The sequence below is a fragment of the Cohnella sp. WQ 127256 genome, assembly GCF_024519285.1.
Taxonomy (GTDB): domain Bacteria; phylum Bacillota; class Bacilli; order Paenibacillales; family Paenibacillaceae; genus Cohnella.
Window position 1 is genome coordinate 179141 of the sequence record NZ_JAMZCY010000006.1, and the last position, 14339, is coordinate 193479.

At 46.5% G+C, this 14339-nt stretch carries 11 protein-coding genes; 9 read left to right on the forward strand and 2 right to left on the reverse strand.

The genetic code is table 11. The features are described 5' to 3' along the window. The first annotated feature begins 186 nt into the window (after positions 1-186). The 9 genes from M1K58_RS19255 to M1K58_RS19295 all read left to right on the forward strand — a co-directional run bounded on the left by M1K58_RS19255 (position 187) and on the right by M1K58_RS19295 (position 12162). Complete coding sequence (locus M1K58_RS19255; protein WP_256760501.1) at positions 187-759, forward strand: TetR/AcrR family transcriptional regulator; 573 nt, start codon at positions 187-189, stop codon at positions 757-759. Positions 760-777: 18 nt separating this feature from the next. Continuing rightward, on the forward strand, positions 778-1617 hold the full coding sequence (locus M1K58_RS19260) for a CPBP family intramembrane glutamic endopeptidase (RefSeq protein WP_256760502.1): 840 nt from the start codon (positions 778-780) through the stop codon (positions 1615-1617). 237 nt (positions 1618-1854) lie between these two features. Next, positions 1855-3582, forward strand: coding sequence for a sensor histidine kinase (locus tag M1K58_RS19265; protein ID WP_256760503.1), 1728 nt, complete (start codon positions 1855-1857; stop codon positions 3580-3582). Positions 3583-3594: 12 nt separating this feature from the next. Next, positions 3595-5274 (forward strand): response regulator transcription factor, encoded by a 1680-nt coding sequence (locus M1K58_RS19270; protein WP_256760504.1) that lies wholly within the window; start codon positions 3595-3597, stop codon positions 5272-5274. Positions 5275-5536: 262 nt separating this feature from the next. Next, positions 5537-7282 (forward strand): extracellular solute-binding protein, encoded by a 1746-nt coding sequence (locus tag M1K58_RS19275; RefSeq protein WP_256760505.1) that lies wholly within the window; start codon positions 5537-5539, stop codon positions 7280-7282. 81 nt (positions 7283-7363) lie between these two features. Further along, entirely contained in the window at positions 7364-8278 is a 915-nt protein-coding gene (locus tag M1K58_RS19280; RefSeq protein WP_256760506.1) for an ABC transporter permease, read from the forward strand. A gap of 17 nt (positions 8279-8295) precedes the next feature. Beyond that, positions 8296-9180 (forward strand): carbohydrate ABC transporter permease, encoded by an 885-nt coding sequence (locus M1K58_RS19285; protein ID WP_256760507.1) that lies wholly within the window; start codon positions 8296-8298, stop codon positions 9178-9180. A 38-nt stretch (positions 9181-9218) separates the two neighbouring features. Continuing rightward, positions 9219-10469, forward strand: a complete 1251-nt coding sequence (locus M1K58_RS19290; RefSeq protein WP_256760508.1) for a Gfo/Idh/MocA family protein — start codon at positions 9219-9221, stop codon at positions 10467-10469. A gap of 22 nt (positions 10470-10491) precedes the next feature. Continuing rightward, on the forward strand, positions 10492-12162 hold the full coding sequence (locus M1K58_RS19295) for a DUF4091 domain-containing protein (protein WP_256760509.1): 1671 nt from the start codon (positions 10492-10494) through the stop codon (positions 12160-12162). 122 nt (positions 12163-12284) lie between these two features. Here M1K58_RS19295 and M1K58_RS19300 read toward each other — a convergent pair whose 3' ends face one another. Both M1K58_RS19300 and M1K58_RS19305 read right to left on the reverse strand, forming a co-directional pair. Further along, on the reverse strand, positions 12285-13325 hold the full coding sequence (locus M1K58_RS19300) for a FecCD family ABC transporter permease (RefSeq protein WP_256760510.1): 1041 nt from the start codon (positions 13323-13325) through the stop codon (positions 12285-12287). Further along, on the reverse strand, positions 13322-14335 hold the full coding sequence (locus M1K58_RS19305) for a FecCD family ABC transporter permease (protein ID WP_256760511.1): 1014 nt from the start codon (positions 14333-14335) through the stop codon (positions 13322-13324). Before M1K58_RS19305 ends, M1K58_RS19300 begins: the two co-directional genes overlap by 4 nt. Between the last annotated feature and the right edge of the window lie 4 nt (positions 14336-14339).

Consider the following 14339-nt stretch of genomic DNA (forward strand, 5'->3'; position numbering starts at 1 on the left):
GGATTTGGAAAACATCGCAATTTGGGTTATGCCCATAGCGATGTTTTTTTTGCTGCATCAAAGTCCACAAGGAGTCATGCTTTGGAAAACGCTCGCCAATTCACGGCTTTGTTAAATACTGGTTGACGAAGGGGTGTCTTAATCATAATATTAAGCATATGCTTAATATTATGAAGGAGAGTAGTTATGCCAACGAAAAAGGAGCAACAGGAGTATCGACGCCAGCAAATATTAATGGTTTCCCTTGAACTGTTTGTTAGGCGAGGATTCTATGGCACGTCTACCCGCGAAATCTCGAAAGCAGCAGGTATAAGCTCGGGCTTGATGTTTCACTATTTCGACTCCAAGGAGCATGTATATGAAGAGCTAATCGCCATCGGCTGTGAAAAAATGAATGTCGATTTTGAGCTCGCACTCGCAAATCCGCTTGGTTTCTTGTCCGGCTTTGCTAGTGAGATTTTTCAGATGATAGAGCAGAACCCGTTCTCAGCCAGAATGTTTGTATTGATGAATAACGCTTATTTTCATTTGGATATATCGGAGAAAGCCAATGTGTTACTAGCGCAGCATCACATTATTGAACAGAGCGTGGCGCTGATTGTGAAAGGGCAGGAGATGGGGCAAATCAAGCAAGGCAATCCCCAGGCGCTATCAATGGCTTTTTATTGCGCTATCCAGGGTATTGCACAAGAAGTGGCTTTGCATCCAGGTGTGCCGCTGCCCAATCCAGCTTGGATCATCGACATTATCAAAAAATAAACATAGAGGAGGAGAACCATGAATCAGGTAACAAAACGAAATCTGGTCCTATTCGGTTTCTTCGTAATAGCTAGTGGGTGGATCGGTGTACTTGTGGATCGTGTGCTAAAGGATCAGCCAGAAGGGAATACGCTTGGCATGGGCTTATGGCTTGTGATGCCGTTGGTGACGGTCCTGTTGCTGCGCTCCTTTGCTGGGGATGGCTGGAAGGACACCGGATTTCGTCCTCGGTTTAAAGGCAACCTCATGTGGTATTTTATTGCCCTGCTTGTCTTTCCGCTTATTACAGGGATCGTGCTCTTAGTGGGTACTTTGTTGGGCTGGATAGATATGTCCAACTTTCAAGCAATGCCCTCTTTCGGAGGTGTATTTCTGGGCTTGCTGTTAGGCCAATTCATCAAGAACATATTCGAGGAAGCTGTGTGGCGGGGGTATCTAACTTCAAAGCTTCTGCAGCTAAAGCTGAAGGATTGGTATGTTTACGGGATTGCCGGTATCATTTGGGGCGCTTGGCATATCCCTTATTATTTGGTTTTTCTGCCGACTGCAGATATGTACAGTGTCCTGCCCGTCGATAAGCTAGCTTTTACCGCCGTTGCGATTGTGAACATGGTTGGCTGGTCCATTATGTTTGTTGAACTGTTCAGAGCGACAGGCTCCATCTGGCCATGTATTCTGATGCACTCGGTGGAGGATGCGCTGATCAATCCTTTGGTGATTGACGGATATATCGACATTGCTTCAGGAAAGGAATGGCTAGTATCTCCCATTGCAGGCATACTGACGACTTTGCTGTATGTGGGGGTTGGGCTTGCGCTCCGTACGATAAGGTTGAGGAATGCCGCGATCAAGGTTTGAAATGTCTGATAGTAGCCAAAGCGGTGAATGGATTTGGAAAGCAGTGCAGGGTGAGAGGTGATCTCCCTTGCTCTGTTTTTTTGTGTTGAACTTCAACTGGAGTCCACATCATCGTTGAAGTTTATCGCCTCTAATAGAGGACTCCAATAATTGAAGTCGAATAACATATCATCCCAAATCCCGCTTAAGTTCCTCCAAGTCAACCTGCCGTTATGATAGACAACAAGGAGAGTAAAGATGAGGAAATATCGGAAGCTAGCCGAATTGCATGTCTATCAGAAGGTCATTATTGTTTTTGTAGTGTTGATGGCCCCTGTCTTCTTAACGAATCTATGGATGAATAAATCGGGTATGTCCTTCATGAAGGAAGGCTATGCAAATTCGATCTTGTCCAATGTTAATTTTTATTCCTCTCAACTGAATGATCAGATCGCTTTTGTGCGCATGCAGCAATTGCAATTATTGAACGATCCTGATGTACAAAGGCTGGGTTTTCTTGGAGAGCAGCTGAGTGAGTCGGAAGATATTTTGTTGGTAAATAGAGTGGCTGAACGTGTGGCTACCATACGTAATTCAAGTGACTATTTACTCAACGTGGGCATATCGATTAAATCGATAGGGAAGACGATCTCAACCCAGAACCGCATCACTTCAATGCCGAATCCGGAGTCCGAGCTCATTGCCCGATATAGCGATAATAACCCCGGACAGCCCTTATATTATGATGATGGAAGGTTGTTCTTCATTGAAACCTCCAACAATGGAAATATCATCGCCTTTTTGGAGTTGTCTATTCCCAATCTGAGTGCGACATTAAATCGTCTTGTTGGCTTGTACAAGGATTCCGGTGTCCTGCTCGTCAATGAGAAGTACGGTAACGTCGTTTCGGTCAATGCTCGGCAGCAAGTGCTGGATCATTTGAATGTACATGATGATCAGGGTTATTCCGATCAAGCAGTAGAAAGCTATCTCTTAAAGACGGATAAACAAAGCTATTTAATCACTCATACACCAGTTAGCTCGTTAGGATTGACGCTGTTTGCCTACATGAATCAGGATGAGGTTACGGGCCCGCTAAAAAAATTCAATACTTGGTACGTGATTCTATCGGTTATCTCCCTAACCGTGGTCATTCTGTTTTCCTTTTCTGTTAATCTGATGATACATAAACCTTTGAAAAAATTAATACAAGCCTTTAAAAGGCTAGAAACGGATAACCTGATTACATCCCTGCGCAATCAAAGTGATAATGAATTTGGGTATTTGTATCGAAACTTCGACCGAATGGTGGAGAAGCTTGGCCAATCTATTGAAGAAAACTATGAGCAGAAGATAGCCCTACAGCATTCAGAGCTGAAACAGCTACAATCTCAGATTAATCCTCATTTTTTGTATAATAGCTTCTTTAATTTATATATGATTTGCCGCAGTGGTGATTTGGAGGCCGCTACAACATTGGCTCAGAAGCTGGGTAGCTACTATCAATTCATAACAAGAAGCGGTAAGGATGAAGTTCCGCTCAAAGCGGAATACCAGCATGCTCTGGATTATTGTGAAATTCAAAGCATCAGGTTCTCGAACCGGATTACGGTGGAGGCATCGGATATCTCTGAAGCCTGCGAGGCATGGGAGGTCCCAAGGATTATTATTCAACCGCTCGTGGAAAATGCTTTCGAATATGCTTTTACAAGTGTTAGGCGTGCAGGAGTCGTTCGAGTGTACACTACCCTTCTAGACAAGCGGTTGTCGATTGTTGTGGAGGACGATGGGCAGGACGTAACGGAAGAGCTAATTCTTGAACTTCAAACGAAGCTGACCATGGATTCTCCTCATTCCGAAAAGACGGGTTTAGTTAACGTTAGTCGGCGAGTTCGGCTTAAGTTCGGAGAACAAAGTGGGGTTGTCGTCTCTAGAAGCTCATTAGGTGGACTTAAAGCAGAAATCATCATTTACTATAATGACTGAGGTGAGGCTAACATGTATCGATTAATGATCGTGGATGATGAACCGGCAATCGTGGACGGACTTGAACAGTATTTCCGTGAGAGCGATGAGTTCGAATTTGATTTGTGTAAAGCTTATTCTGCGAATGAAGCTCTTGAAACTGTTAAAAAAACGAAGCTAGACCTTCTCATAAGTGATATTCGTATGCCTGGAAGAAGTGGGATGCAGCTTGTTGATGATGTATTATCCTATTGGCCTTCTTGCCGCATCATTTTACTTACAGGGCATAGCGAATTTGAATATGCCCATAAGGCGATACGTAAACAGGTGGACAATTATATTCTAAAGACAGAAGGCATCGAAGCGATTCAGAAGGCCGTATCAGCTATTTTGGGAAAAATAGAGGAAGAGAAGCGTAATCTCCATCGTTTGGAGCACGCGGAATTTCGGCTCACCGCTGCAGAGCCTCTATTAAAGAGGGAATTGTTCGAGGCTTTGCTCGTTGGAGAAAATGCAGCAGACGTCTGGCGGGAAAGTAGATATGAAGGTCTTTCCTTGCAGATAAATGGGAAGAAACCCTATCTCATGATCACGGGTAAAGTGGACTTCTGGGAAGAAAGGGTCACACATACGGGGAAGATGGAGGCTTATTCTTCGATACAAAGTCTGTTTGTAGATCACCTTCCCTTATCCATCAAAGCGGAATCCATCGTCCACGATCGTTCTGAGCTTGTCTGGTTCATTCAGCCGTCGCAGGAGGCAGGACTCTTTGCGGGGGTCAATGATGAGACAAACTGGGATTCGTTACTTGATTATTTGAAGGGCATGCTGGAGCCGATTCAGACTGGCTGTCGGAATGAGCTTGGTATACCCGTTTCCTTCGTGCTCAGTGCGGGGGCTATCAAAGGCGATGAAATCGGAACCCAATTCGAGATGATGAGAGTGGCATTCAAGAAACGCGCTGCAATCGGACAATCCATGGCTATCATTGACCTGCGGATGCCTGATGTGTGGTTTCAGGAAGATACGGGGAAACCATCCTCGACCTTTCCTCAGTCTACCGAGTTCAACAAAAAGCTAATGAAGCTGGAGAAGTGTTTGGAAACGGGCGACTCTGAAGGGACAAGTGAGATTACGCTAGAGCTGCTGTCGGGACTGCGTAATGACATGGCTTCGAATTATTCGCTGGGGCTAGAGCGCTATTATAGGCTTCATATCACCTATTTAACTTATTTGAATGGCATACATTCGAATGACAAGCAGGTGAACGAAATTCGAATAGCGAGTCTTCCGATGCTGGAAGCCCCGCAAGAGTGGGGAATTGTCGAACAAAGACTAACGAAGCTGGGGGAATCGGTTTGTCAGTGGAAACGAGATCAGGTGGAGCGGGGCGAGCATCTGCTCGTGGAGCGAATCCATCGTTTTGTTGAGGAAAATCTGGGGGGCGATCTTTCCCTAGCGCGGATTGCGGAGGTTGTTTATTTTAACCCCTCGTATCTCTCGCGTTTCTACAAGCAGATGACCGGTCGTAATTTGTCCGATTTCATTAACGAAGCCAAAGCTGGTGAAGCAGTTGCTTTACTTACGGGAACACAGATGAAGGTAAATGAAATCGCTCTGAAGCTGGGCTTTGAATCGCCATCCTACTTTACCTCTTTCTTTCGGAAAATGATCGGAACGACGCCTCAGGAATTTAGGGAAGCAAAAGCATGAGAAAGTAAACGGAACGTTAGCTTGTAAAGATCTTTATATTGTAGGAGTGTCTTACATGGTTCTATGATAAAGGAAGCTATCCACGAGATAGCTTCCTTTAAGGTTCTAAATGTAATCGCTTTCTAGAGGGTAAACAAAAGAACACGTTGTAAAGATCTTTATATTGTTGACGTCATCCTTGAAGCCCTATACTTAATTTGTGAGGAGTTAGTTATATTTTATAACCTCATACGTAATATAAATTGACATACGGGGGCGGAATATGGCTAGAAAATCGGTTAACTTAGTAGTAGGGACAGTCTTAACACTCTCAATGGTGTTAGCAGCATGTTCGAACGGCAATGACAACAAGCAAGGGTCAGAATCTCCGAGTGCATCGGCCCCGGCTTCAGCTCCAGCCTCCTCTCAGCCATCGGCGGAGCCGGTTGATTCCACGAATTATGATCCTCTTGGCAAGTATGAAGAGCCTTTAACGATAACCCAGGTGCTTTCTTATCGTCCGCCGGAGGATCCGGATACGCTGAAGGGCGTAACGCCGGAAACAAACGGATATTTGAAAGATTTGAAGGAAATGACGAACATTGACGTTAAATACTTGTGGTCAGTACCACAAGACCAATTCCAACAGAAGTTTAGCTTAGCGATTGCTTCGGGTGACTTGCCGGATGTCATGATGGTGGATCAACAGACGTTCGAGAAGTTCAAAGAACAGGATCTCATTGCTGATCTTACCGACGTCTATGAGAAGTATGCTTCACCTACAATGAAAAAGGTCGTGGAGTCGGATGGAGGGCTGGCGTTACAAGCGACGACTTCCGATGGCAAACTCATGGGGGTAACGACGAGTTACCAAAGTCCCGTTCAAATGGGGTATATTCGTGCAGACTGGTTAAAAAACTTGAATCTTCAAGTTCCAACAACGATGGAAGAGTTCGAGCAAGTCGCCGAAGCCTTCGTGAAGAACGATCCGGATAAGAACGGCAAAAACGATACTTACGGAATCTCCATGAATAAGAACTTCCTGATCAATGCATGGGGGTTCGATGCTAGAGGGATTTTCTACGCTTATGATTCTTATCCCGGCGGATGGCTCAAGGGAGACGATGGAAAACTCTTAGCCGGCGACATACAGCCGGGCACCAAAGATGCGCTGGCAAAATTACAATCTTGGTACTCGAAGGGCATCTTGGATAAGGAATTCGCGCTGAAAGACGAAAATAAAGCAAGCGAAGACATTGTAGCCGGTAAAGTAGGCATTACGCTAGGGGAGTGGTGGGTACCGAACTGGCCGCTCAATCTAAATAAAGACAAAGATCCGAAAGCAGATTGGATCGCAATACCGTTACCTACGGTGAATGGAGAACCTACTAAAACATTAATCAGTCAAACGTTGAATGAAATCATGGTCGTCAACAAAAAGTACAAAAATCCAGAAGCGGCTATCAAACTAGCCAACTTTTATCTGGAAATGCAGAAGCCAAAGTATATTGACAAGAGCTCTCCAGATTACAGAGGTCCAAACAAAGGATATGTATACCTTTGGTTTATGCCACGGCTCATTTATCGGAACTTCCTTAACGATGCATTCAATGCGGTTAACACTGCACTAGATGCTAAACAAGAGAAGCTAGATATACCGGATGATTTCCTTGCAGCAGGGGATGCAGCTCTATTTTTCACGGAATCCAAGAAATATTTGGCCAATCCGAGGGATAATGTGGCATGGGGAATTTATTTCAGCCGGGTAGCTAAGGATGGCGGGTTCGGACTTTCCAAGAAGGTGCTGGACAGTAATACTTTTGTCGAAAATGAATTTTTCGGAGTACAAACACCAACACAGGTTGAGCGGGGAGCTTCTCTGAATAAGCTGATCGCGGAAACCTTTACGAAGATCATCATGGGTGCACCTCTCGACGATTATGATAGCTTTGTTTCGAGCTGGAAGAAGCTTGGCGGTGACGATATTACGGAAGAAGTCAACGAGTGGTATGCGAAAAACCAAGGTTAAAGGAAAGGAGGGGGAGAGCGCTCCCCCTCCTTTCTTAAACAATCAGATTGCTCGTTTATTTCACATCGGGAGGCTTGCACCATGATTAAGCACTCATATCTAGGTTCGAAAAAGGCAAAAGTTGAACTGCCGCTGCATCTGATGCTCATTCCTGGGGTCATAGTTACATTAATTTACGCCTACGGTCCGATATTCGGTATCGTGATGGCCTTTCAGAAGTTTCAACCAGCTTCGGGGTTTTTCCATTCAAAGTTTGTGGGATGGAGGAATTTCGAATATATTTTCAACCTACCAGATTTTACTCAAGTGATCTGGAATACCTTTTTCATCGCAGTCATGAAAATCAGTCTAGGGTTAGCCATTCCCCTATTGTTGGCTTTATTACTGAATGAGATCGTAAGAGGCTGGTTCCAGCGAATCGTACAGACGAGTATATTCATGCCTTTCTTTCTATCCTGGGCAGTATTGGGCGGTGTAATGATCGAAGTGTTCTCCCTGAATGGTCCTGTTAACTCCATCATTTCCGGATTAGGGTTAGAGCCGATTATGTTTATGGCCAAGAACAACTGGTTCGTCTCCATTATCATCGGTTCCGATGTGTGGAAGGGGATGGGCTATAACATGATTATTTTCCTAGCGGCGATTGTAGGGATTAACGCTAGTCTTTACGAGGCTGCTGAGGTAGACGGAGCTGGAAGATGGAAGCAGATGCTGAACATTACGCTACCGGGTATGGCCCCCATCATTATCCTGCTGTGCACATTAAGCTTGGGGAGCGTACTCAATGCCGGATTTGATCAAATCCTTGTTCTATACAATCCGGTTGTATATGAAAGTAGCGATATTATAGACACCTTTGTTTACAGGCTTGGATTGTTCGATCAGCAATATGCGCCTGCAGCAGCAGTAGGACTATTCAAATCAGTCATCTCCGTCGCAATGGTATCGATCTCCTATTATCTTGCCTATAGATTCAGCAAATATCGAATATTCTAGAAGGCAGGTGGATTCGTATGTTCTATCGTGTTCCGTTGAGTAGGAGGATTTTTACGATTGGCAATGTGTTCTTCTTAACGTTTATTACTTTTCTTTGTATCGTACCCTTCATTCATCTACTTGCGGTGTCATTAAGCTCCAATGTAGCTGCTTCCGCTGGGGAGGTAAAGCTATTGCCGATCGGCTTTACGTTTGAAGCCTATCATTTTCTCGGTCAGAAGGTAGAGTTTATTAGATCGCTAGGTGTTTCCCTACAGAGGGTAGTGCTGGGTACAATCATTAGCATGTTTTTTATATTTATTACAGCCTATCCGCTTTCCAAGGCGAACTCGCAATTCCGATTTAGGACGTGGTACGTTTGGTTTTTTGCCATTACCATGTTTTTCGGAGGCGGCCTTATTCCTACGTATATCGTGGTCAAAGAAACGATGTTGATGAATACAATCTGGGCTTTGATTATCCCGGGAGCACTTAACGTCTGGAACATGATTATGATGCTTAACTTCTTCAGAGGCATACCGAAGGAAATGGAAGAAGCTGCCTTAATAGACGGTGCGGGGCATTGGACTGTGTTATGGAAAATCTATTTACCCGTCTCGTTGCCTTCAATCGCGACAATTGGCCTTTTTACAATCGTGTGGCACTGGAACTCTTGGTTTGATGGGATTATCTATATGAATTCACCGGATAAATATCCACTGCAATCTTATCTGTTCACGTTAGTAACGTCTATAAATTTAAAAATGATTACTTCGGACGATATTTCAACGCTGCAAAATTTAAGTGAGAAAACACTGAGGACTGCCCAAATCTTTCTTGGCGCTCTTCCGATTATGCTCGTGTATCCTTTCCTGCAAAAATACTTCGTAAAAGGAATGACTGTAGGTAGCGTTAAAGAATAGAAAATGCTAGTAATTAGACAAGGGGAGAGGTCTACACCATGAGCAAAGTTAAAGTAGCTCTAATCGGTGCAGGGCTGAGAGGACATATTTATACCGAATATGCGCTTAGCCATCCAGATGAAATGCAATTAGTCGCTGTAGCCGATCCAAACCGTGAGCGCAGGGAAAAGTTCAAAGAGCTACATGGCATTGAGGACGCAATGTGCTTTGAGACGGGGGAAGATCTGCTTGCCTTGCCGAAGCTGGCGGATGCGATCCTTATTTGCACCCAAGACAAGCTGCACTACGAGCCGACGATGAAGGCGTTGGATGTGGGATATCATGTATTACTGGAGAAGCCGATGTCTCCAGATCCGCTTCAATGCATTGAGATGGAACAGAAGGCACGAAGCTCGGGTTTAACTTTAACGATCTGTCATGTGCTGCGTTATACGAATTTCTTCGGAATGCTTAAACGACTGCTAGATGAAGGTGCAATCGGTCAGCTCATGTCGATCCAACACAATGAGAACGTTGGCTACTGGCATCAAGCGCATAGCTTCGTACGAGGCAATTGGGGGAATAGCGTAAAGTCGAGTCCGATGATTCTGGCCAAATCATGCCATGATATGGATGCGCTACTGTGGCTTGCCGGGACGAATTGCGTAAGAATATCTTCATTCGGGGACTTATCCTATTTCAATGCGGTGAATGCGCCAGTAGGTGCGCCCAAAAGGTGTATGGACGGCTGCCCAATAGCTGATGAATGTCTCTATTACGCTCCTAAAGTGTACTTGGCCGAGGATGCGGGCTGGATGGCCCTGGCGATAAGTGATGACCAAAGCGAGGAAGCACGATTGAAGGCTCTCAAGGAGGGACCGTATGGTCGCTGCGTCTATCATTGCGACAATGATGTCGTTGACCATCAGGTCGTGAACATTGAGTTTGAAGGTGGAGTGACCGCGGCTTTCACGATGTCAGCCTTTACGAAAGAGTGCTCGCGCACCCTTAAATTAATGGGGACGAAGGGTGAAATTCGTGGCGCAATGGAGAAAAATGAAATCGAGCTCATCCGCTTCGATAAAGCGGAATCGGAATTCATTGTTCTAGATGATCTAGGAGGACATGCTGGCCACGGTGGTGGAGATGCAGGATTGATGAGAGACTTTGTAAACTTATTGAAGGTGGGTGGCAGCGGAGCCGCACTTTCTTCCGCAGAGCACTCCGTACAGAGCCATCTTATGGCATTTGCCGCGGAACAGTCCAGAGTAGAGAAGCGGGTCATCGAGATGAAGGCGTTTATGGTCTGAGGTCAGAGTTGGGGGTGAAAAGATGAATCAGGACAAAATACAGTTCGAGACGAGATGCCTTAGCTCTCTCATTAAAGTATTCGCAGATACGGAGCTTAACGATCTGCCATTCACCAAAGCTGCAGCATTAGGGAATGAAACCTATGCTTTCCAGATTGCTTACCGATCCGATAGAGGAATGAAGGGAATTCGCACTCGAGTAGAGTCCGAGCTATCTCATGTGATCACGATTCGGCAGATTGGGCTTGTTCCTTCCGAATTACCCATATACGAAGGCCATGACGACGATATTCTTCGTTCAACTCCAGGCTTATATCCTGATCCGCTATATCCAATAGAGGAAGACGATGGAATCGTTGCGTATTCCGAGCAGTGGCGCTCGTTATGGGTTTCCGTAGACCTTAATGAGCGGATACCAGCCCAGTTATATCCGATCGGGATTGTTGTTGAATCGGTGGACGGAGAGAAGCTAGGGGAAGAAACCTTTGAATTGGAAGTGCTACCTGCCCTGCTACCGGAGCAGAAGCTTATCCATACAGAATGGTTCCATACCGATTGTCTCGCCACGCAGTATGGAGTCGAAATATGGAGTGAGGAGCATTGGCAGCTTATCGACAGCTATGTACAGACGGCGGCGAAGCATGGGATCAATATGATATTGACCCCTCTATTCACACCTCCCCTCGATACGAAGGTAGGTGGAGAGAGGCCGACCGTACAGCTTGTAGATGTCTTTAAGGAGGGCGAAAATTACCGCTTCGATCTGAAGAAGCTACAACGTTGGATTGATCTGTGCAGTAGCCGGGGAATACATTATTACGAGTTTTCCCACCTGTATACGCAATGGGGAGCGAGTCACGCACCAAAGATTATGGCGAGGGTAAATGGAGAGTATCGGCAGCTATTTGGTTGGGAGACCGATGCGGTCGGAGAAGCCTACCAGTATTTCATAACCCAGCTGCTTACGAAGCTTGTCTCGTTTATTCAAGATAACGATTTGTCCAAGCGCTGCTTCTTCCATGTTTCGGACGAACCTAGCTTAGCTCATCTTGAAACGTATCGGAAGTCGAGTGAGCTTGTGCGGTCTTTACTCGGTGATTTGCCTGTCTTGGATTGTATTTCGGACTATTCGTTCTATGAGCAGGGGTTAATCGGGCATCCCGTATGCGCAAACAATCACATTGAGCCCTTCTTGGATCACGACGTAAGCAATCTCTGGACCTACTACTGCTGCGTGCAATACAAGGAAGTGTCCAATCGGTTCTTTACGTTTCCCTCATACCGGAATCGAATCATAGGCATGCAGCTGTATAAGTTTCAAATCGCAGGCTTCCTGCATTGGGGCTATAATTTCTGGTATTCGCAATATTCGATTAAGAGACTTAATCCCTTCCAGATTACAGATGCAGGAGCCGCCTTTGCATCAGGGGACGCTTACCTGGTCTATCCGGGGGAACAAGGCCCAATGGAATCGATTCGGTTGGAGATTCTATACGAAGCACTTCAGGATCTGCGCGCGCTTGAGCTGCTTGAAAGCTTAATCGGTAGAGAGCAAGTATTGAGTTTACTAGAAAGTGATCTAGCCGAGCCAATAACGTTCAGCAATTTCCCGCGAAGTGATCTCTGGCTGTTGAAGAAGAGGCAGGAGATCAATCAAGCGATAAAAGATCAGTGTAGTGTCGGTAAATCGTAATCGTATTTAAAACGAAGCATGGGGTTGCCTTTAGGATCAGAAATGATCTTAGGAGCAACCCCATTCGTCACTAGTGAGAGTGTAGACGCCACACTATCACTATGTTCGAATTTATGAATTCCTTATGAATTTCGATTACGATACAGCAAATAGATGAAGAAAGGGGCGCCAACGCCGGCGGTAAATACCCCAACCGGGACATCGTAAGGTAAGAAGGCCGTACGAGCTACCGTGTCCGAGAGCACAACGATTAATCCGCCGATCAAGGCTGACACGGGGAGTACACCACCAAACGAAGGACCGACCAGCTTACGAGTCATATGGGGCGCGATAAGACCAATGAATGAAATAGCCCCACCGACCGCTACGGCGGCACCCGCAAGGGCCACGCTAATCATAAGCAGTGTGAATCGTTGCCGTTGGACGGAGCTTCCCGCACCTGCCGCGATATCATCTCCGAGTTGAAGCACATTCACGTTCCTAGCAAGCACGAAAGCGAGCGGAATAAAGACGGCGACCCATGGGACGATCATCCATACGATGCTCCAATCCGTTCCATACACCGTGCCTGTTAGCCAGACATAAGCTTGCGACGACGTAAAGATCGGATTCTTAACCAGCATCACCTTGGTTATTGAGCCGAGTAGGAAGTTCATGCCGATCCCGACTAGTACGAGGCGGATGGGTGTCACGCCTTTCTTCCACGCAAGCCAATAAATGAGAATAGATGTGACACCAGCCCCGACCATCGCCGCTACTGGAAGCCATACGATGCTAACCGATCCTGCCAAATAGCTGATAAACGCAACCGCAGCAAGAGAAGCGCCGCTCGTAATGCCGATAATGTCGGGGGAAGCAAGCGGGTTACGAATGATTCCTTGCAGGATCGAGCCAGCTACTGCCAGAGCAGCACCGACGAGGAACGCGGCAATGATTCTGGGTAGGCGTAGCGTCTGAACCACGAGCCGATGCTCTTCGGTACCGCTTCCGAACATCGCCCTGACAACGTCTAGCGGATGAATACGCATATCGCCGAGTGAGGTGCTCAATAGAAATGCAACAACGCTAGCTAAGGCAAGCCCGATCGTTAACTTTACTGTTTTTTTATGTAGAAAAAAGGAGACAGGGACTTTCTTGAATCGGACATGCATATAACCTTTCATTTTTTGACGATCCCCTTTCTGGCGATCGCTATGAATGCGGGAATGCCGATGATTGCCGTCATGATACCGACCGGCAGCTCCTCAGGTCGGATGACGAAACGTGCTGCAATATCAGCCGCAAGTACGAGAATTGCACCGATAACGGCGCTGTACGGGATGATCCACCGGTAATCGTTGCCAGAAAATAGACGGGCAATCGTAGGCACGATCAATCCGATAAAGCCGACTGGACCGGCTACTGCGACCGAGCTGCCAGCGAGCGCAATGACAATGAGGCCGACGACCAGCTTCACGACAATCGTCCGCTGACCAAGTCCTTGTGCTGTATCCTCGCCCATCGTCAGCACGTTCATATGTCTCGCGACGATGAACGCGGCGATCCAGCCGACCGCCATAACCGGCAACACAGCCGTCAGCATGTCGATTGATCGACCTGCAACCGATCCGGTTAGCCAGAACATGACCTCGTTCAAACCCTGCTCGTTGAGCACGAGCATCCCTTGCGTGAAGGAGGAGAAGAGGGCGCTCAGCGCGGCTCCCGCCAATATAATCTTAAGGGGCGTCAGACCATCTCTTCCGAGAGAGCCCAACAAGTAAACCGCGATGGCTGCAACTGCTGCGCCCACGAAAGATACACCTGTTAGAACCGGCAGCGAGGTGACGGAAAATACAGTTACGGTAAACACGATCATGAACGATGCACCAAAGTTGATCCCGAGTATGTTCGGATCAGCGAGCGGATTTCTCGTTAGTCCTTGGATGAGTGATCCAGCAACAGCTAGACTAGCCCCGATAGCTGCCGCAGTGAGCGCCCTTGGCACGCGCGAGGTTTGCACGATAATGTGTGCATTCGAAGTGGCATCATATTGCGTGAATGAATGATACACGTCAGACCAGCTGATCGGTGTCGCTCCGTAAGCCATGCTGGCGTATATGAACGCGAGCAATAGGATGAATCCGAACGCAAGGCCGGAGGCTTTAGATAGACTTCCAGCAAACAACCTTTCCATGATC